The organism is Rivihabitans pingtungensis, assembly GCF_003201855.1.
GTDB classification, from domain to species: Bacteria; Pseudomonadota; Gammaproteobacteria; order Burkholderiales; family Aquaspirillaceae; genus Rivihabitans; species Rivihabitans pingtungensis.
Genome location: NZ_QJKI01000002.1, coordinates 16,237 through 33,998, shown reverse-complemented (window position 1 = coordinate 33,998; position 17,762 = coordinate 16,237). Strand labels below are relative to the sequence as shown.

Sequence of the window (17,762 nt, the reverse complement as noted above, 5' to 3'; positions counted from 1 at the left end):
ATCTTGATTGATTGCCGTCATGTCCGAGCCCACCGCCCCCGATCTTGCCGCCCAACTCCAGGCCGCCATCGCCCATCACCAAGCGGGAGAACTGGCCGAGGCCGAGCAAGGTTACCGCGCCATTCTGGCCGAACAAGCCAACCACCCCGACGCCTGGCACAACCTGGGCATTCTCGCCCTGCAAGTGGAGCAGCACGACACCGCGCTGGAACTGCTGCGCGGCGTGCTGCAAGCCTACCCTCAGCATGGTCAATTCTGGATCAGCTATCTACAGGCGCTGATGCGCATCGGCCAGTTCGACCTGGCCCGCGCCGTGCTGGCACAAGGCCGCGAATTGGGCCTGGACGGCGAACCGGTGGACGCCATCGCCCGCCAACTGGAGCTTTTGCCCGGCGCCGCACCAGACACGCCAGGCGAAGCCACTCCGTCAACCGATACGGCAGCGCAGACCGACACCCCGACTCAGGAAGAAACGCCGACGGCAGCGGAAACCGCAGAACCGGCAGACATCCGTGAGCCAGTGGAAGAGCCTACCCCGACAGAACCGCTGGCGCCGACGGCAACAGAAACCACAGAACCGGCAGACATCCGTGAGCCGGCGCAAGAGCCTACCCCGGCAGAACCGCTTGCGCCGACAGCGACAGAAACCGCAGAAGTACCGGAGCAGCAGGGGGCTGAGGTATCGGCAGCCATGCCCGACCAGCCAGAAACCATGACGCCAGCCGCCGCCTTTGAGCCCACACCGATGCCAGCAGAGGCCGAGACAGACCACGATCCCCAAGCATTGGCGCAGGGGCTGGCCGCGCTGGCCGCACAGCGTTACACCGAAGCCTGGCGCAAACTGCGTCAGGCCAGCCGCCAGCAGGGAGACGAAGTGGAAGTCTGGCTGGCGCTGGGCGAGGCATGCCAGGGGCTGGGCCGGCTGGATGAAGCCGCCGAGGCCTGGCGGCAGGCGCTGACCCTGGAGCCCGCCAACTGGGCGGCAGAATCTGCACTGTTACGTCTGAGCCAGCTGCAACCGGCGCTGTCGGCCGCCGCTGCCGCCGAGCGTCACCTCAGCGCTGGCGCCACACTGGAAGCCCACTGGCCCGAGCCCGCCGCGCCGACACCGCGCCAGGCACACGACGCCTTGCGCGTGGGCTTTATCGGCCCTGGCCTGTGCGACCACCCGCACGCCCAGGTGCTGTTGCCCCTGTGGCAAGCGTTGGCCAGCAGCTCGCTGGAAGTCTGGGCCTATCACGATGCCGTGCAACACGACGCCATCACCGAGCGCCTGCGCGCCGCCTGCGCCGGCTGGCGCGAGGTAGCCGGGCTGGACGACGACAGCCTGCTGGCGCAGATCATCGCTGACGAAATCGACATTCTGGTGGATTTGCACGGTCATCAGCCGGGCAATCGGCTGGCAGTGTTTGCCCGTCAGGCCGCTCCGCTGCAAGTGGGCTGGCTGGGTCATGCCGACGGCAGCGGGCTCAGTCGCATGCACTGGCGGCTGACCGACGCCGCCACCCACCCGGCCGGCGTCGAGGCGCAGCACCGCGAACAGCTGTGGCGGCTGGCCGACGGCCAGTATTGCCACCAACCACTGTGGCATGTGCTGCAACAGCGCCCATCCAGCGATTACGCCGTGCGCGGCGCACCGGCGCTGCATCGCGGCCATGTGACCTTTGGCGCTTGCCTGCCGGCCGCGCAACTGAATGGCGAAGTGATTGCCCTGTGGGCACAGGTTCTGCATGCGGTGGCCGATTCACGCCTGCGCCTGGAACTGCCCGGCCTGGATGCCAGCGACAGCCCGCTGCATGTGGCGCTGAGCACCCAGTTTGCCGAGCGCGGCATTGGCGGCCACCGTCTGCAACTGTTGCCGCACGACCCCAGCCGGCTGGCGGTGCGCGCCCACGATATTGATATTGCGCTGGATAGCTTTCCGGTGAGCGTGGGCCTGTCGGCGTGCGAGCTGCTGTGGATGGGCGTGCCAGTGATCACCCTGCCCGGCGCCCGGCCGGCCTCGCGCGCGGCCGCCAGTCTGCTGACCACGCTGGGCTGCCCGCAGTGGATTGCCCACAGCAAGGTGGACTATGTACGCATCGCCAAAACCCTGGCCAGCGATTTGCCGCAACTGAACCGCACCCGTTTGAGCCTGCGGGTGGAGATGGAAAGCAGCCCGCTGCGCCAGCCGCAGCGCTTTGCCGAACAGGTGGAGACGGCCTTGCGTGGCATGTGGGCGGCGCGCAGCTAAGCGCCGCTCATTGCACACAACACGCCCCCGACAGCCGCTGTCGGGGGCGTGTTTTTTGATGGCAAGCCAGGTGGCCAACCCCAGCGCAAGCCATTGTCTCGAATCCCAGACAAACCCGTCTACAAAACGAGACAATTTATCACAATATAAAACAATCAGTTAGCGCCATCCTCGGCCAAGATTCCAACTCAGTGGACAGTTTCTGGCGCAAATCGCCCGCTTTTGCGGGCAAAACACACTGATTTTTTTGAGTTTCCCTTGTAGATCAGCCCATTAACCCGCTTGGCCCCGCTCTTGCAATGCCGGCCCGCCGCGCGAGCGCAGGCAGCCACCCCGGCTGCCGCCCCACGCGACAGCCCAATGGCGCAGACCGGCGGGTGTGTGGAGCGCGTGCACAGACGTGCGGCACAACAACTACAAGGGAGAAACACATGTTTCATCACACTCTGCGCCTGAGCGCGCTGGCGCTGGCGTGCGCCAGCCTGGGCGCCCTGGCCGACACCACCATTTACGGCAAGATCAACCTCTCGCTGGAGCACGTCGCCGCGCGCGGCGCCGGCAATGGTCAGGACATCCTGCCCATGCAGCGGGTCACCAGCAATTTGTCCTATCTGGGCTTCAAGGGCGAAGAAGACCTGGGCGACGGCCTGAAAGCGGTGTGGCAGGTCGAGCAGGACATCAACCCGGACAACTGTGCGGGCAGCTGCGGCGGCTTTGCCAACCGCAATTCTTTTGTTGGCCTGAAGGGCAGCTGGGGCCGGGCGATTGCCGGGCGCTACGATATGTACTGGACTTCGCATATCGCCGGCATGGAGAGCCGCATCATCAACGCCGGCCTGGCCGGGTCGATTCTGTCGGTGTTTGGCACCTTTGGCGGCTACAACCCCACGCCCGGCAACAGCAAGCGCGGCACCGCCGCGCTGATGGGCGGCCGCGCAGTGAATGTGCTGCGCTACGACACCCCCAATCTGGACGGCTGGACGGGCAGCCTGAGCTACGCCACCGGCGAAACCCGTGGCGCCAGCGGCAGCCCCAGCGCCTGGCAAATCGAATCCGACTACAAAAAAGGCCAGTTGGTGGCCAATCTGGTGTATCTGCACGCCAATGACAGCAACGGCAGCCTGACCAACACCAGCGGCGCCGCCTACGATGGCATGCGCACCGACGCCGCCAAGCTGGTCACCGCCTGGCGCTTTGACCAGGGCACGCTGCTGGGCCTGGGCGCGGAATACCTGGCCACCCGCTACCCGGAAGGCGGCCGCGTGCGGCGCATGGCCTACGCCATGCACCTGGGGCAATCGCTGTCGCCCGCCGCGTATGTGGGCATGACGGTGGGCCGCGCTGGCCGGGTGAATAGCTCGGTGGCGGGCGCCGCCAACACCGACGACACCGGCGCGCGCTTCATCAGCATGATTGCCAGCTATAACCTCTCCAAGCGCACCATGGTCTACGCCGAGTTTGCCCGGCTGTATAACGCCGCCAACGCGGGTTATTACTTTGTCTCCACCGGCAACCTGAACGCTTCGGGCCTGAGCGCCGGCAAGGGGGCGGATCCGCGGTCGTTGATGATTGGCATGAACCACACTTTCTAAGCGCCATTCACCCCCACAACAAACAAACCGGCGGCGCGCCGCCGGCCAACAACACCAGAGGAGATTGACATGAGCTTCACCATCGCCGCCCACGCCGCCGCCCAGGCCTATGGCTATCCGCTGCTGATCAAGCAGCTGCTGCACACCACGCTCACCCAGGCCAGCCAGCAAGAAATTGTCTACGCCGACCGCTTTCGCTACACCTATGCCGACTTTTACCAGCGGGTGCAGCGGCTGGCCCAGGCGCTGACCACGCTGGGCGTGGGCATGGGCGACACCGTGGCGGTGATGGACTGGGACAGCCATCGCTACCTGGAAAGCTATTTTGCCGTGCCGATGATGGGCAGCGTGCTGTTCAATGTGAATGTGCGCCTGTCGGAAGACCAGATCATCTACACCATGAACCACGCCCGGCCCAAGGTGCTGCTGGTGAATGCCGAATTCCTGCCGGTGTTCAACGACATCCGCGCCCAGCTGGAATCGGTGGAACACGTCATCCTGCTCAACGACGGCGCGCCGCAGGACGCCGCCGCGCTGGGCATGGCCGGCGAATACGAAGCGCTGTTGGCCGCCAGCCCGGCGCAGTTTGATTTCCCCGACTTTGACGAGCACACCCGCGCCACCACCTTTTACACCACCGGCACCACCGGCCTGCCCAAGGGGGTGTTTTTCAGCCATCGCCAACTGGTGCTGCACACCCTGTCCGCCGCGCTGGGCCTGGCCAGCAACCCTGAGCATGGCCGCCTGCACCGCGAAGACGTGTACATGCCGATTACGCCGATGTTCCATGTGCACGCCTGGGGCATTCCGTATATCGCCACCCTGCTGGGCATCAAGCAGGTTTACCCCGGCCGCTACCTGCCCGAGAGCCTGCTGAACCTGATCGCACAAGAAAAAGTCACCTTCTCGCAGTGCGTGCCCACCATTTTGCACATGCTGCTCACCCACCCGCGCGCCAAGGAGATTGATCTGACCGGCCTGAAAATGGTCATCGGCGGCTCGGCGCTCACCGAAGGGCTGGCGCACACTGCGCTGGCGCGCGGCATGGATGTGTTTGTCGGCTACGGCATGTCGGAAACCTGCCCGATCATGAGCTTGTCCCGCCTGACCCGCGAGCAACTGACGCAGGACGCCGCTGCGCAAATTCCGCTGCGCATCAAAACCGGCCAGGCCATCCCGCTGGTGGACCTGCGCATTGTCGATGACAACATGGCCGACCTGCCGCACAACGGCAGCCGCACCGGCGAAGTGGTGGCGCGCGCGCCCTGGCTCACCCAGGGCTATCTGCACAACCCGGCCGCCTCGGACGAGCTGTGGGCCGGCGGCTATTTGCACACCAACGACATCGGCATGATGGACGAGCGCGGCGTGCTGCAAATCACCGACCGCCTGAAAGACGTGATCAAAACCGGCGGCGAGTGGATTTCCTCGCTGGAGCTGGAATCCCTGCTCACCCGCCACCCGGCGGTCAGCGAATGCGCGGTGATCGCCATCCCCGACGCCAAATGGGGCGAACGCCCGCTGGCGCTGGTGGTGCTCAAGCCCGAGCAGCAAGCCAGCGCCGACGAGCTGCGCGCCCATCTGCGCGACTTTGCCGAGCAAGGCCATATCTCGCGCTGGGCGGTGCCCGAGCACATCCGCTTTGTCGATGCGCTGGCGCGCACCAGCGTGGGCAAGCTGAACAAACGCGCGCTGCGCGAGCAGTTTGTTCAGCAAAGCCAGGGCTAACAGCCTCCTTGGGTTGCCGGCCCGCCGTCCCCGTCGGCCGGCTTACCCCCATGTTGGAGCGGGCGCTTCCGCATGGCCTGCACCCCCGCGACAGCGGGGGTGTTTTTTTGCCTGTCTACAGGTTCACGCCCGCCCCCGCCGCACCCGCCACAGCAACCCATACCCGCACGCCAGAAACCCGCACATGCCCAGCGCCAGGGTAAGCGGGGAATCCCACAGCAGGGGCGAGATCACCCCGGCCACCAGGCTGGAGAACAGTGTCTGGGTGAAGCCTTGCAGTGAGGAGGTGGCGCCGCGCAGACTGGGGAAGCAGTCCATCAGGAAGAGGGTGACGGTGGGGGCGACCAGCGACATGCCAACGGTGTAGCAGGCCAGCGGCAGCACGCTCCAGGGCAGGGCGGGCGGCAGCCACAGGTTGTACAGCAGGTTGCTGACGGCGGCGATGGCCATCAGGCTGTAGCCCAGCGAGACGATTTCGCGCGGGCTGCGGCGGCCGGCCAGGCGGCCGGAGAGAAACGCGCCCAGCATGATGCCGCACACCGCCGGGCCAAACAGGTAGATGAATTGCTGTTCGTTCAGCCCCAGATGGCGCATCAGGAACACCGGGGCGGAGGGGATGTACAGAAAAAACCCGCTGAAATTGCACGCCACCGCCACGGCGAGCAGGCGGAATTCGCGCTGGCCGGCCACCAGGCGGTAATTGGCCAGCAGGGCGTGCGCTTGCAGCGGCTGGCGGGCGTGGCTGGGGTGGCTTTCGTGCAGAAACAGCCAGGCGGCCAGGGTGAGCGCGGCGCCGATCAGCGCCATGAAGATAAAAATCGAGTGCCAGCCAAACGCGCCAAACAGCCAGCCGCCAATCACCGGGGCGATGGCCGGCGACAGGGAAAACAGCATGGTGACGTGCGACATCAGCTTTTGCGCGGCCGGGCCGTCCAGGGTGTCGCGGATCACCGCGCGGCCAACAATCAAGCCGGCGCCGCCGGATAGGCCTTGCAGGGCGCGAAACAGCAAGAGCTGCGGCAGGGTTTGCGCCAGCGCGCAGCCCAGCGAGGCCAGGGTAAACACCAGGGTGGAGGCGACAATCACCGGCTTGCGCCCCAGCGCGTCAGAAATCCCGCCGTGCCACAGCATCATCAGGCCGTAGCAAAACAGATAGACGGTCAGCGCCTGTTGCATGGCCACCGGCGAGGCGCCCAGCGCGCGGGCGATGGTGGGCATGGCCGGCAAAAAGGTGTCGATGGAAAACGGCCCGAGGGTGGCCAGGGCGGCCAGCATCAGCGCCAGGGCAAAGTGACTGCGTTGCGGGGCGGCGGTCATGGAGTGGGGTCTCGGGTGAGGGGCGGCGGTCAGCGGCCGCCACAAAAGCAAAACCCCCGATGGCGCAAGCGGCATCGGGGGTGACAGGAAGCGCCGGAATCAGGCGCCGCCGCCGTTCTGTTCGTTGTCGAGGAAGCTCTTCAAGCGTTCGGAACGGGTGGGGTGGCGCAGCTTGCGCAGCGCCTTGGCTTCGATCTGGCGAATGCGCTCGCGGGTGACGTCGAATTGCTTGCCGACTTCCTCAAGGGTGTGGTCGGTGTTCATTTCGATGCCAAAGCGCATGCGCAGCACCTTGGCCTCGCGCGGGGTCAGGGTGTCGAGCACTTCCTTGGTGGCCTCGCGCAGGCTGGCGTACATGGCGGCGTCGGACGGCGCCATGGTGACGGCGTCTTCGATAAAGTCGCCCAGATGGCTGTCGTCGTCGTCGCCAATCGGGGTTTCCATGGAGATCGGCTCCTTGGAGATTTTCATGATCTTGCGGATCTTCTCCTCGGGCATTTCCATGCGCGTCGCCAGCTCGGCCGGATCCGGCTCCAGGCCGGTTTCCTGCAAGATTTGCCGGCTGATGCGGTTCATCTTGTTGATGGTTTCGATCATGTGCACCGGAATGCGGATGGTGCGCGCCTGGTCGGCGATCGAGCGGGTGATGGCCTGGCGAATCCACCAGGTGGCGTAAGTCGAGAACTTGTAGCCACGGCGGTATTCGAACTTGTCCACCGCCTTCATCAGGCCGATATTGCCTTCCTGGATCAGGTCGAGGAACTGCAAGCCACGGTTGGTGTACTTCTTGGCAATCGAGATCACCAGACGCAGGTTGGCCTCGATCATCTCGCGTTTGGCCATGCGCGCCTTGGATTCGCCCAGGGCCATCTGTTTATTGATGTCCTTGAGCTCTTTGATCGGAATCATCGCCTTTTGCTGCAACTCGCCCAGCTTGCTCTGCTTTTCGATGATGGCGTACTTGAAGCGCTCGAGTGCATTGCTGTAGGGCTTGCCCACGGCGATTTCGCGCTCCACCCAGGCCGGATCGTTTTCGCTGCCGGGGAAGGTTTCGATGAAGCGGGCGTGCGGCATCTTGGCCTTCTGCTCGCAGATGTCCATGATTTCGCGTTCGAAGCGGCGGATTTCATCCACGCTGCTGCGCAGGCTTTCGCACAGGGCTTCCACTTGCTTGACCGAGAAGCGCACCTTCATGAATTCGGCGGTGATGGCTTCTTGCTGCTCAAGATAGGCCTTGCTCTGGCTGCCGCTCTTTTCCAGCGCTTTGAGCATCTTGACGTACAGGGCTTTGACCACGCCAAAGTGCTCAAGGGTTTGCGCCTTGAGTTCTTCCAGATTGGCGTTGTTGACCGCAGCGGCGGCTTCGCCGTCTTCGTCTTCTTCCTCGTCGTCTTCTTCATCGGCGAGCAGTTCTTCGTCGCTGGGCTCGGCGAATTCGGCAGCTTCTTCTTCCGGGGCATCCGGGTCGATGAAGCCGTCGATGAGTTCGTCCACGCGCATCTCGCCCGCTTCGATGCGGTCGATCAGCGCCAGCACTTCGGCCACGGTGCCGGGGCAGGCGGAAATCGCCTGAATCATGTGCTTGAGGCCGTCTTCGATGCGCTTGGCGATTTCGATTTCGCCTTCACGGGTCAGAAGCTCCACCGTCCCCATTTCACGCATATACATGCGCACCGGGTCAGTGGTGCGGCCGAATTCGGAATCCACGGTGGAAAGCGCGGCTTCTGCTTCTTCCACGGCGTCTTCGTCCGCCACCGCCGGGGTGGCGTCGGACATCAGCAGCTGTTCGGCATCGGGGGCTTCGTCGCAGACCTGAATGCCCATATCGGTGATCATGCCGATGATGCTTTCGATCTGCTCGGCGTCGAGCACGTCTTCGGGCAGGTGGTCGTTGATCTCGGCGTAGGTCAGGTAGCCGCGTTCCTTGCCCAGTACGATCAGTTGTTTTAGCCGCTTGCGGCGCTCGTCGGCGTTGTCCGCGAGCGTTTGCGCTTTGATTTCAACATCCTTATCGTTTTCGGGAGTTGCCGCCATTATTGCGTCCTGGAAAAATCGAGCTGAAAAATCAGAAAATTATAACACAAATCAAGACCGACTTGGGCCGGCTGACATCCTGAGCAGTTCAAGCAGGCGACGTTTTTCTTCATCCGTCAGGCCCTGATGACGTTCTTTTTCGGTCAGCCGCTCCAGTTGGGCGTGACGGATATTGTCCGCCAGCCGTCGTGAAGCGTCGCTGACCTCTTGCGGCAAGGCGTCGGCCAGGTCGCCGTCCTGCCAGGCTTGGACCAGCAGGGGGCGCAAGCGTTCGCCCAGTTCGGTGTCGCGCAGGCGTTCTTCCAGCTGCGCCGGGCTGGGCGGCGTGGCTTCGGACTGAATCAACAGCGCCAGCGCCAGCAGCGCTTGCAGTTCCGGCCCGCATTCGGCTGGATCGATGTCCAGCTGCACCTGCGCGGCCAGCGCCGGGTTGAGCGCCAGCCAGCGAATCAGCCGGCGCACCAGCGAGGGATCATGCCGGGGGCCGCGCGCGCCGCCGCGCGGATGGGTTTTTTTGCCAAAGCGCGGCGTGCGCCCGGTCAGGCGGTCCAGCTCGTTCAGGTCGATCTGCGCGAGCTCAGCCACCCGCCGGCGCAACATCACGCCCAGGGTCGGGGCGCCCACTTTGGCCAGCAAGGGCGTGGCCAGCTTCACCAGCTCGGCGCGACCTTCCTGCGATTGCATATCCACCCGCCGGGTCAGCTCGTTTACCAGGTAGGCGGACAGCGGCAGGCTGTCGCGGGTTAAGGCTTGTTCAAATGCGTCGCGGCCAAACTCGCGCACATAGCTGTCCGGGTCGTGCTCGCTGGGCAAAAACAAAAAGTGCAGCGCCTTGCCATCCACCAGCGCTTCCAGGCTGTTTTCCAGCGCGCGCCACGCAGCGCGCTGACCCGCGGCGTCCCCATCAAAACAATAGAACACATGGTCAGCCTGGCGCAGAAGTTTTTGCACATGGGTGGGCGTGGTGGCGGTGCCCAGCGCGGCCACGGCGTAGTCAATGCCGTATTGCGCCAGCGCCACCACGTCCATATAACCTTCCACCACCAGCACGCGGCCAGCGTCGCGGATGCCCTGGCGCGCTTCGTACAGGCCGTACAGCTCGCGGCCCTTTTCAAACAGCGGGGTTTCCGGCGAGTTCAGGTATTTTGGCTCGCCCTGATCCAGCACCCGCCCGCCAAAGCCAATGATGTCGCCACGGCTGGAGCGGATCGGAAATATGATGCGATGACGAAAGCGGTCGTAACGGCGGCCATCGTCGTGGCGCAGCACCAGGCCGCACTCCACCAGATTGTCGTCCAGATAGTCGTCAAACGCCTGTTGCAGCGGCGTCCAGCCGTCCGGCGCATAGCCCAGGGCAAAGCGCGCGGCGATTTCGCCGGTCAGCCCGCGTTTTTTCAGGTAGGCAATCGCCTCGGGCGAGCGCTTGAGCGACTGCTTGTAAAAGCGCGCCGCCTGGCCCATGCACTCCAGCAGGCTGGGTCGCTGGCGCGCCGCCTGTTGCTGCTGCGGCGAGGCCGGCGCCTGCGGCACGGACATGCCCACTGACGCGGCCAGCTCGTTCACCGCGTCGATAAAGCCCAGCCCGGCGTGCTCCATCACAAAGCGGATGGCGTTGCCGTGTGCGCCGCAGCCAAAGCAGTGGTAAAACTGCTTGCTGGGGCTTACCGAGAACGACGGGCTTTTTTCTTTGTGGAACGGGCAGCAGGCCATGTAGTTCTGGCCGGCCTTTTTCAGCGGAACGTAGCGCTCCACCACGTCAACAATGTCAACGCGGGTCAGTAATTGGTCAATGAAATCCTGCGGAATCATCGCGCCGCCCTGGCTGGCGTCAGCGCGTCAGCCGCGCCTTGATGCGGGCAGACACCGCCGCCATGTCGGCGCGGCCGGCCATCTGGCTTTTGACTGCGCCCATCACCTTGCCCATGTCCGGCAGGCCGGCCGCGCCGGTGCTGGCCACGGCGGCTTCGATCAGCGCGTCGATTTCGGCGTCAGTCAGCGGCTGCGGCAGGTAGTCGGCCAGCACGGTCATTTCAAAGCGCTCGCGATCGGCCAGATCCTGGCGGTTGGCGGCTTCGTATTGCGTCACCGAATCCCGGCGCTGCTTGAGCATTTTGTCCACCACGGCAATGATGGCGGCGTCGTCCAGCTCGATGCGCTCGTCCACTTCTTTTTGCTTCATGGCCGCCAGCAGCAGGCGGATGGTGGCCAGACGCTCGGCCTCGCGCGCCTTCATGGCGGCTTTCATATCATCGTTGATGCGGGCTTTCAGGCTCATGAGATGCTCCAGAATGTCAGGGCCGGGCGGGCGGCCAAAGAGTCGCTAACAAAACCTGCCTGGCGTGCTTGCCCGACTGTGTGTGCAGTCTGCGGTCGGGCATCTCGTCAGGCGCGTGACGCTGAGAGTCGCTCACAAAACCCAGCGCAGCGGCCCTGGCTAGGCGTGTGCAGACAGTGCAAGCAGTACGGCAAGGTCACACAACAACGCCAGGGGGTTTTGTTAGCGGCTCTAAGTTTGGTTGGTGACGCTAAACGGGCAAAAGCAAGGCCGTGCAAACGCCAGGCCAGAAATAGAGAAACCGCGAAGCTTGCGCTCGCGGTTTCGTGCAGTCGCGACTGAGCAGTCGAACGATCTGTCGAGATCAGTACAGCTTCGGCGGCAGGGTCTGGCTGCGCAGGCGCTTGTAGTGGCGCTTGACGGCAGCGGCGAGCTTGCGCTTGCGCTCGGCGGTCGGCTTCTCGTAGAACTCGCGGGCGCGCAGCTCGGTCAGCAGGCCAGTTTTCTCAACAGAGCGCTTGAAACGGCGCATGGCCACTTCGAACGGCTCATTCTCTTTCACGCGAATGCTGGGCATGAAAAATCACCAATCCTTAAGATTTATCTAAATTAAAAAATACAACACTGAGCCAAAGAGTGTAAACCAGCAAGCCGGCTTTGTAAAACAGATGGATGCGCTGAAGGGGGCGACAACAAGGGCTGTCGCGGTAAGGCGACAGTGACAGAAAGGATAGGCGGGCGCGCATCGTGTCCGCCGAGCTTACCCGCACTGCGCCCCACGGCCAGCGCACGCTGGCCATGATCGCCTTGGCGACGGTGACGGCATGAGCGGGCGCGCGAATGGCCAGTAAAACGCAGCGAACAGCGCGGGCAAGCCAAGCCGCCCGCATCGCCGCGAAGCTTATTTGCAGGAGGTAATCAGCCCGGCGCTCGGCGAGCTGGGGCTGCCGTGGTAGAGCTTTTTCGGCATGCGCCCGGCCAGATAGGCCTCGCGGCCGGCTTGCACGCCCAGGCGCATGGCGTGGGCCATGCGAATCGGGTCTTGCGCGCCGGCAATGGCGGTGTTCATCAACACGCCCTGGCAGCCCAGCTCCATGGCGATGGCGGCATCGCTGGCAGTGCCCACACCGGCATCCACCAGCACCGGCACCTTGCTTTGCTCCAGAATCAGTTGCAGGTTCCACGGGTTGAGAATGCCCATGCCCGAGCCGATCAGGCTGGCCAGCGGCATGATGGCGCAGCAGCCGATGTCTTCCAGCTGGCGGGCGACGATGGGGTCGTCCGAGGTGTACACCATCACGTCAAAGCCTTCTTTCACCAGCGTTTCGGCGGCTTTCAGCGTTTCGGTGACGTGCGGAAACAGCGAAGTCGGGTCGCCCAGCACTTCCAGCTTGACCAGGCGATGGTCGTCCAACAGCTCACGCGCCAGGCGCAGGGTGCGCACGGCGTCGTCGGCGGTGTAGCAGCCGGCGGTGTTGGGCAGCAGGGTGTAGCGGCCCTTGGGCAGCGCGTCGAGCAGGTTGGGCTCGTCCGGGTTTTGACCCAGGTTCACCCGGCGAATCGCCACGGTGACGATTTCGGCGCCAGAAGCGTCCAGCGCTTCGGCGGTTTGGGCAAAGTCACGGTATTTGCCGGTGCCAACCAACAGGCGCGAACCATATTCGCGGCCGGCGATGATAAGCGGATCTTGCATGGAGCGTCCTTTGTAATGCAGTTCAGCACACAGAATTCAGGCAGATAAAGTCGGGCGGCGGCTATAGCCAGTCACCTTGAAGCACGAGGGTTCATGCGCTACGACGAACCCCTCGCCGCGACACCGAGTCATTCCCGCGCAGGCGGGAATCCAGGCGTGCCTACAGCGTACTGCGGTCTACGCGCCGGCCCGTCGGTTCAGATCATGGAGACTGGCTACTAGGCAGCGGGCTTGGCGCGACACTTAGCCGCCACCCACCGCCACCACCAACTCCAGCCGATCGCCATCGGCCAGCCATTCTTGGTCGTGGCGGCTTTTCGGCACGATATCGCCGTTGCGCTCAATCGCCACGCGCTTGCCGGTCAGCGACAAATGGGCAATCAAGCCAGCGCACGTCATCGCCGCCGGCAGGGTTTTGGCCTCGCCATTGAGGACAATCTGAATCATCAGTGGTTCTTTCCCAGAAGATCAGGCCGGCAACGCCGGCCGTGGAATGCAGCGGGGATTCTAGCATGGGCGACAGCCAGGGCTGTCAAGGCAACCGACCCAGAATCGGGTGCCAGGTAAAATCCGTTGCCGGCTCAAGCCCCGCCACAGCGGCGGGCAAGGGGCGGCTGTGATGCACACACACCATATTGGCCGACACCAAAGAGCCAAACATATTATCAGCGCGGCCAAAGTGATTGTCGGGGTTGAATAGCGGCGGAAAGTGCCAGAACATCCGGTAGCCGTGCTGATGTAGCCAGCGCATCAAGGCTTGCGCCATCTCTGGCCGGTCGTTTTCGACATAAAGGTGCGGGCTAAATTTATTGAGCAAGTGTTGCCCACCCGCCAGCACATCCAGTTCCATGCCCTCCACGTCGATCTTGATCAGCTCAACATGCGGTGCGCCGGAAAAATCATCCAGCGTCATGCAGGGCACATGGCGGCCTTCCATACCATCCAGCAAGGATACGCCGCCGAAGTTGTCTTCTTGCTCCGGATCAAGCTCAGGCACGGTGAGATAACCCGTTTGCGCGCCGACGCCTGCCCAATAACAGTCCACCTGAGTCAGGCTATTGAGCGCCACATTGGCGCACAAGGTTTGAAACACCAGTCGCTGAGGTTCAAAAGCCAGCAGCCGCCCGCTTGGGCCCACGTGCCTGGCCAGGCCGACAGTGTGACTGCCGATATTGGCGCCCACCTCCATCACCACATCGCCCTCGCCGCACAATTGGCGCAGCATGCGCATTTCCAGATGAGAGAACTCCCCATAGTAAGAAAGTGACTGGCCAATATATATGTCGTTCTGATTGAACAAAAAAATGCCATCACGCCCTTGCACCATGTGGTTGTACTGGCTATCGGAGCATGCGCTGGCGAAGGTGGGAAGTGACATCTTCTCTCCGTAAGAACTGGGTTAAGGGCGGTTAACAAAACTCCCTGGCGATGTACACGACCTTGCCGCACTACCCGTACCGTCTGCGGTAATGCGCCCGGCCAGAACCGCTGCGCTATGTTTTGTGAGCGACACTCCGCGCGATGAGCAACATGGCAGGCTATACCCACTCGAGAACTGATGCGGCACGATGGGAGTCCACAGGGATATGGTGAATTTGAGGCAAATCCCGAAAGAACACAATGGACACAACAATCGCTTGGTTTTTTCTTGCAGCCATTTTAGTGCTCATCGGCCTGGCCGGCACCATCCTCCCCGCCCTGCCCGGCCTGCCGCTGTTGTTTGCCGGCCTGTGGCTGGCGGCGTGGGCGGATGGCTATCAGCATATGTCCGGCACCACGCTGGGCTGGCTGGCCGGGCTGGCGGCCTTGGGCATGGCGATGGATGCGCTGGCCGGCTGGCTGGGCGCGCGCGCCTATGGCGCCAGCAAGCAGGCGCTGTGGGGGTCGCTGATTGGCGGCGTGGTGGGGCTGTGGTTTGGCTTGCCCGGCTTGCTGCTGGGGCCTTTGCTGGGCGCGGTGGCGGGGGAATGGCTGGCGCGACGCGACGCGTGGCGTGCCGGCCAGGTGGGCATGGCCACGCTGGTGGGGCTGGCGCTGGGCATGCTGGCCAAGATTGGCTGCGCGCTGGCGATGTTGCTGGGCTTTGCCTGGGCGTGGTGGACGTAGCCCGGCGCCACACAGCGCGCAGGGCCAGCGTCAGCGCCCTGCCCGCGCAGCGCTGGGTGCGGCGCACATGGCTTGGCGCGGCTCACCACGCTCAACGCTACGATTCTGGCCGGGCACGCAAGACTGTGCCACAAGGCCAGGAGGGATTTGTCGCCGCGCGTAGAGCGGCTGACAAAACTCAGCGAAGCGATCCTGGCTAGGCGCGCGACCGCAGACAGTACGGGTAGTACGGCAAGGTCGTGCAACAACGCCAGGAGGGTTTTGTGAGCCGCTCTTCTTAATGCAGCGACGGCGCCGGCCCATTGGGCGGCGCATCAGTAAACAAACCTTCTGCGTCGCCTTCGTCGAACACATAGCGCTGGTTGCAAAAATCACACTGCACTTCCACGCTGCCTTGCTCTTGAATCACGCTGGCGACTTCTTCCGCGCCCATCATCTGCAACATGCCGGCCACCCGCTCGCGGCTGCAGGTGCAGGCAAAGTTCAGGCTGGCCGGCTCGAAGCATTGCACCGATTCCTGGTGGAACAAACGATACAGCAGGGTGTCCGCCGGCAAGGTGAGCAGCTCTTCGGCGCTGACGGTTTCCGCCAGCGCTTGCACGCGCGGCCAGCCGTCGCTGTCGCCGTGGCCTTCCGGCAGGCGTTGCAGCAGCATGCCGGCGGCGCTGTCGCCGTTGCAGGCCAGCAGCAGCCGGGTGTCCAGCTGTTCCGAGCGCAGCATATAGTGCTCCAGCATGGCGGCGACGTTGTCGCCCTCCAGCGCGACAATGCCCTGATACGGCTGGCTGCCGTTGCGCGGGTCCAGGGTAATCACAAACTGGCCCTGGCCCAGCAGCGCAGCCACGCTGGCGTCGTCGTCCAGTTCGCCGTCCCAGCGGGCGGTGGCGCGCAGGGTGTGGTCGGCGTTGATTTCCACCACCGCCAATTTCAGCGCGGCGCTGCCCTGCATCTGCATCACCAGCGTGCCGTCAAACTTCAGATTGGCCGCCAGCAGCGCGCCGGCCGCCAGCAGCTCGCCCAGCAGGTCGCGCAGGCGCGGCGGGTAGGCGTGGTGAGACAGGATTTCCTGCCAGGCTTGATCCAGGCGGATCAGCGCCCCGCGCACCGGGGCTTCATTGAACAGGAAACGTTGCAACACATCGTGCATGGAAACTCCAAATATCAAAAAACCTTGCCGCGCCTGAGCGTGGCTCACAACACTCAGCGAAGCGGTCTTGGTTAGGCGTACGACCGCAGACAGTGCAAACCGTACGGCAAGGCCGTGCAACAGCGCCAAGAGGGTGTGGTGAGCGGCGCTTAGTCGCGCAGCGTGGTGGAATACAAAGTCAGCGGGGCGGCGGTGTTGATGTCAAACTCGCAACCGGCCTCCACCCCCAGCTGGGCCACGGCGGCGGCGGTGTCCAGTGTGTTCCAGGCGGCGTACATCGCCCCCAGCGCGTAATCGCGCCCCGAGCCAATCGCCCAGAAGCGGGTGTATTCGTACACCTCGCGCATCGAATACACGGCAAAAATCCCGCTGGGGTTGGCGATCAGCACCGTCATCTGGCTGGATTCGTAAGGGTCGTTTTCTTCTTCGTCCGGCTTGAGAAAAAAATCTTCTTTCAGCTTGGGGTGCAGCTTGCGAAAAGTGTCGAACACCGCCGCACGGCTGGAAAAATCACGGTTTTTCAGCTTGCTCAGCGCCGACTGAAACACCAGGTCGTGCGCGGCGCTGCCGGAAATGCCGATAAAGCTGTCGTCCAGCTGAAAAATCTTGTTATAGCGGGCATCGTAAGTGGAGGTCAGCCGGGTGTCGCCAAATGTGGACTGACTGTCGGCGGCAATCGCCACTTCCCGCCCCTTGCGCGCCACGGTGATGGTGGTCATGGCTTGGTTTTTTCCTGAAGGCAATAAGGCGTAAGATAAAGCCATTTGGGCAAAAAGCAAGCCAATGGCCGAGCACGGCCGGCGGCGCATCCATGAGGTCACACCATGTGCCAGCTGCTGGGCATGAACTGCAACACCCCGACGGACATCCTGTTTTCTTTTGAAGGCTTTCACCGGCGCGGCGGGCTGACCGACCAGCACGCCGACGGCTTTGGCATCGCCTTCTTTGAAGGCGTGGGCTGCCGGCTGTTTCTGGACGACCAGGCCAGCGCGCACTCGCCAGTGTCGGATTTGATCCGCCGCTACCCGATCAAATCCAAAAACGTCATCGCCCACATCCGCAAGGCCACCCAGGGCCGGGTGGCGCTGGAAAACACCCACCCGTTTCACCGCGAGCTGTGGGGGCGCAACTGGATTTTTGCCCACAACGGCAATCTGGAGCACTTTGCCCCGGCGCGCGGCCAGTATTACCGGCCGGTGGGCGACACCGACTCTGAAGCCGCGTTTTGCCACCTGCTGGAAACCCTGCGCCAGCGCTTTGCCGAACCGCCGCCGCTGGCCGAGCTGACCGCCGCCGTGCGCGAACTGGCCGCCAGCATCCGCGCCCATGGTGTGTTCAACTTCATGCTCAGCAATGGCGACGTGCTGTTCACCCATTGCAGCACCCACCTGCACTACCTGGTGCGACAAGCGCCGTTTAGCGTGGCGCACCTGGTGGACAACGACGTGAGCATCGATTTTGCTGAAGTCACCACCCCCAGCGACCGGGTGGCGGTGATTGCCACACAACCGCTGACGGATAATGAAACCTGGACAGCGCACCCGAAAGACACCGTGCTGGTGTTTCGGGATGGCGCGCCGTTGGCGGGCTAAGCGTCGCCCACCAAACCCAGCGAAGCAGTCCTGGCCAAGCGTGTG

15 protein-coding genes are annotated in these 17,762 nt (G+C 63.6%); 5 read left to right on the top strand and 10 right to left on the bottom strand.

Annotated elements, in window-relative coordinates:
- Positions 1 to 19 precede the first annotated feature (19 nt).
- The 3 genes from DFR34_RS02095 (at position 20) to DFR34_RS02085 (ending at position 5,553) form a co-directional block, all read left to right on the top strand.
- Positions 20 to 2,233 (top strand): tetratricopeptide repeat protein, encoded by a 2,214-nt coding sequence (locus DFR34_RS02095; protein ID WP_110389516.1) that lies wholly within the window; start codon positions 20 to 22, stop codon positions 2,231 to 2,233.
- Positions 2,234 to 2,664: 431 nt separating this feature from the next.
- Positions 2,665 to 3,825, top strand: a complete 1,161-nt coding sequence (locus DFR34_RS02090; protein WP_158281716.1) for a porin — start codon at positions 2,665 to 2,667, stop codon at positions 3,823 to 3,825.
- Positions 3,826 to 3,894: 69 nt separating this feature from the next.
- Positions 3,895 to 5,553 carry a fatty acid--CoA ligase gene (locus DFR34_RS02085; protein WP_110389514.1) on the top strand — a complete coding sequence of 553 codons (1,659 nt, stop codon included), beginning with the start codon at positions 3,895 to 3,897 and terminating at the stop codon, positions 5,551 to 5,553.
- Positions 5,554 to 5,676: 123 nt separating this feature from the next.
- On the opposite strand, the gene DFR34_RS02080 is transcribed toward DFR34_RS02085, so the two are convergent.
- The 8 genes from DFR34_RS02080 to DFR34_RS02045 form a co-directional block, all read right to left on the bottom strand.
- Positions 5,677 to 6,870 carry a multidrug effflux MFS transporter gene (locus DFR34_RS02080; protein WP_110389513.1) on the bottom strand — a complete coding sequence of 398 codons (1,194 nt, stop codon included), beginning with the start codon at positions 6,868 to 6,870 and terminating at the stop codon, positions 5,677 to 5,679.
- Positions 6,871 to 6,969: 99 nt separating this feature from the next.
- Positions 6,970 to 8,904 (bottom strand): RNA polymerase sigma factor RpoD, encoded by a 1,935-nt coding sequence (rpoD, locus tag DFR34_RS02075; protein ID WP_110389512.1) that lies wholly within the window; start codon positions 8,902 to 8,904, stop codon positions 6,970 to 6,972.
- A 51-nt stretch (positions 8,905 to 8,955) separates the two neighbouring features.
- Positions 8,956 to 10,713: a DNA primase gene (gene dnaG, locus DFR34_RS02070; protein WP_110389511.1), complete on the bottom strand. Its 1,758-nt coding sequence runs from the start codon at positions 10,711 to 10,713 to the stop codon at positions 8,956 to 8,958.
- A 19-nt stretch (positions 10,714 to 10,732) separates the two neighbouring features.
- Positions 10,733 to 11,179 carry a GatB/YqeY domain-containing protein gene (locus DFR34_RS02065; protein ID WP_110389510.1) on the bottom strand — a complete coding sequence of 149 codons (447 nt, stop codon included), beginning with the start codon at positions 11,177 to 11,179 and terminating at the stop codon, positions 10,733 to 10,735.
- A 364-nt stretch (positions 11,180 to 11,543) separates the two neighbouring features.
- Positions 11,544 to 11,756 (bottom strand): 30S ribosomal protein S21, encoded by a 213-nt coding sequence (gene rpsU, locus DFR34_RS02060; RefSeq protein WP_110389509.1) that lies wholly within the window; start codon positions 11,754 to 11,756, stop codon positions 11,544 to 11,546.
- Positions 11,757 to 12,080: 324 nt separating this feature from the next.
- The gene (locus DFR34_RS02055; protein ID WP_110389508.1) at positions 12,081 to 12,872 is read right to left on the bottom strand and encodes a thiazole synthase; all 792 of its coding nucleotides are present in this window, start codon (positions 12,870 to 12,872) and stop codon (positions 12,081 to 12,083) included.
- 243 nt (positions 12,873 to 13,115) lie between these two features.
- Positions 13,116 to 13,319, bottom strand: coding sequence for a sulfur carrier protein ThiS (gene thiS / locus DFR34_RS02050; protein WP_110389507.1), 204 nt, complete (start codon positions 13,317 to 13,319; stop codon positions 13,116 to 13,118).
- An 85-nt stretch (positions 13,320 to 13,404) separates the two neighbouring features.
- Positions 13,405 to 14,250, bottom strand: coding sequence for an FkbM family methyltransferase (locus DFR34_RS02045; protein ID WP_110389506.1), 846 nt, complete (start codon positions 14,248 to 14,250; stop codon positions 13,405 to 13,407).
- A 242-nt stretch (positions 14,251 to 14,492) separates the two neighbouring features.
- On the opposite strand from DFR34_RS02045, the gene DFR34_RS02040 reads away from it, so the two are divergent.
- Positions 14,493 to 14,978, top strand: a complete 486-nt coding sequence (locus tag DFR34_RS02040) for a DUF456 domain-containing protein (protein ID WP_110389505.1) — start codon at positions 14,493 to 14,495, stop codon at positions 14,976 to 14,978.
- Positions 14,979 to 15,255: 277 nt separating this feature from the next.
- On the opposite strand, the gene hslO is transcribed toward DFR34_RS02040, so the two are convergent.
- Both hslO and DFR34_RS02030 read right to left on the bottom strand, forming a co-directional pair.
- Entirely contained in the window at positions 15,256 to 16,125 is an 870-nt protein-coding gene (gene hslO / locus DFR34_RS02035; protein ID WP_110389504.1) for an Hsp33 family molecular chaperone HslO, read from the bottom strand.
- Between the two features lie 149 nt (positions 16,126 to 16,274).
- Positions 16,275 to 16,844 (bottom strand): Ntn hydrolase family protein, encoded by a 570-nt coding sequence (locus DFR34_RS02030; RefSeq protein WP_110389503.1) that lies wholly within the window; start codon positions 16,842 to 16,844, stop codon positions 16,275 to 16,277.
- A gap of 105 nt (positions 16,845 to 16,949) precedes the next feature.
- On the opposite strand from DFR34_RS02030, the gene DFR34_RS02025 reads away from it, so the two are divergent.
- Positions 16,950 to 17,717 (top strand): class II glutamine amidotransferase, encoded by a 768-nt coding sequence (locus DFR34_RS02025; protein WP_110389502.1) that lies wholly within the window; start codon positions 16,950 to 16,952, stop codon positions 17,715 to 17,717.
- The last annotated feature ends 45 nt before the right edge of the window (positions 17,718 to 17,762 follow it).

What these genes read in the sequence shown, in the direction of transcription:
- DFR34_RS02090 (WP_158281716.1), top strand. Translation starts at nt 2,665, where the DNA reads ATGTTTCATCACACTCTGCGCCTGAGCGCGCTGGCGCTGGCGTGCGCC.
- dnaG (WP_110389511.1), bottom strand. Translation starts at nt 10,713, where the DNA reads ATGATTCCGCAGGATTTCATTGACCAATTACTGACCCGCGTTGACATT.
- DFR34_RS02085 (WP_110389514.1), top strand. Translation starts at nt 3,895, where the DNA reads ATGAGCTTCACCATCGCCGCCCACGCCGCCGCCCAGGCCTATGGCTAT.
- DFR34_RS02065 (WP_110389510.1), bottom strand. Translation starts at nt 11,179, where the DNA reads ATGAGCCTGAAAGCCCGCATCAACGATGATATGAAAGCCGCCATGAAG.
- DFR34_RS02080 (WP_110389513.1), bottom strand. Translation starts at nt 6,870, where the DNA reads ATGACCGCCGCCCCGCAACGCAGTCACTTTGCCCTGGCGCTGATGCTG.
- DFR34_RS02095 (WP_110389516.1), top strand. Translation starts at nt 20, where the DNA reads ATGTCCGAGCCCACCGCCCCCGATCTTGCCGCCCAACTCCAGGCCGCC.
- rpsU (WP_110389509.1), bottom strand. Translation starts at nt 11,756, where the DNA reads ATGCCCAGCATTCGCGTGAAAGAGAATGAGCCGTTCGAAGTGGCCATG.
- DFR34_RS02040 (WP_110389505.1), top strand. Translation starts at nt 14,493, where the DNA reads ATGGACACAACAATCGCTTGGTTTTTTCTTGCAGCCATTTTAGTGCTC.
- rpoD (WP_110389512.1), bottom strand. Translation starts at nt 8,904, where the DNA reads ATGGCGGCAACTCCCGAAAACGATAAGGATGTTGAAATCAAAGCGCAA.
- hslO (WP_110389504.1), bottom strand. Translation starts at nt 16,125, where the DNA reads ATGCACGATGTGTTGCAACGTTTCCTGTTCAATGAAGCCCCGGTGCGC.
- DFR34_RS02055 (WP_110389508.1), bottom strand. Translation starts at nt 12,872, where the DNA reads ATGCAAGATCCGCTTATCATCGCCGGCCGCGAATATGGTTCGCGCCTG.
- thiS (WP_110389507.1), bottom strand. Translation starts at nt 13,319, where the DNA reads ATGATTCAGATTGTCCTCAATGGCGAGGCCAAAACCCTGCCGGCGGCG.
- DFR34_RS02030 (WP_110389503.1), bottom strand. Translation starts at nt 16,844, where the DNA reads ATGACCACCATCACCGTGGCGCGCAAGGGGCGGGAAGTGGCGATTGCC.
- DFR34_RS02025 (WP_110389502.1), top strand. Translation starts at nt 16,950, where the DNA reads ATGTGCCAGCTGCTGGGCATGAACTGCAACACCCCGACGGACATCCTG.
- DFR34_RS02045 (WP_110389506.1), bottom strand. Translation starts at nt 14,250, where the DNA reads ATGTCACTTCCCACCTTCGCCAGCGCATGCTCCGATAGCCAGTACAAC.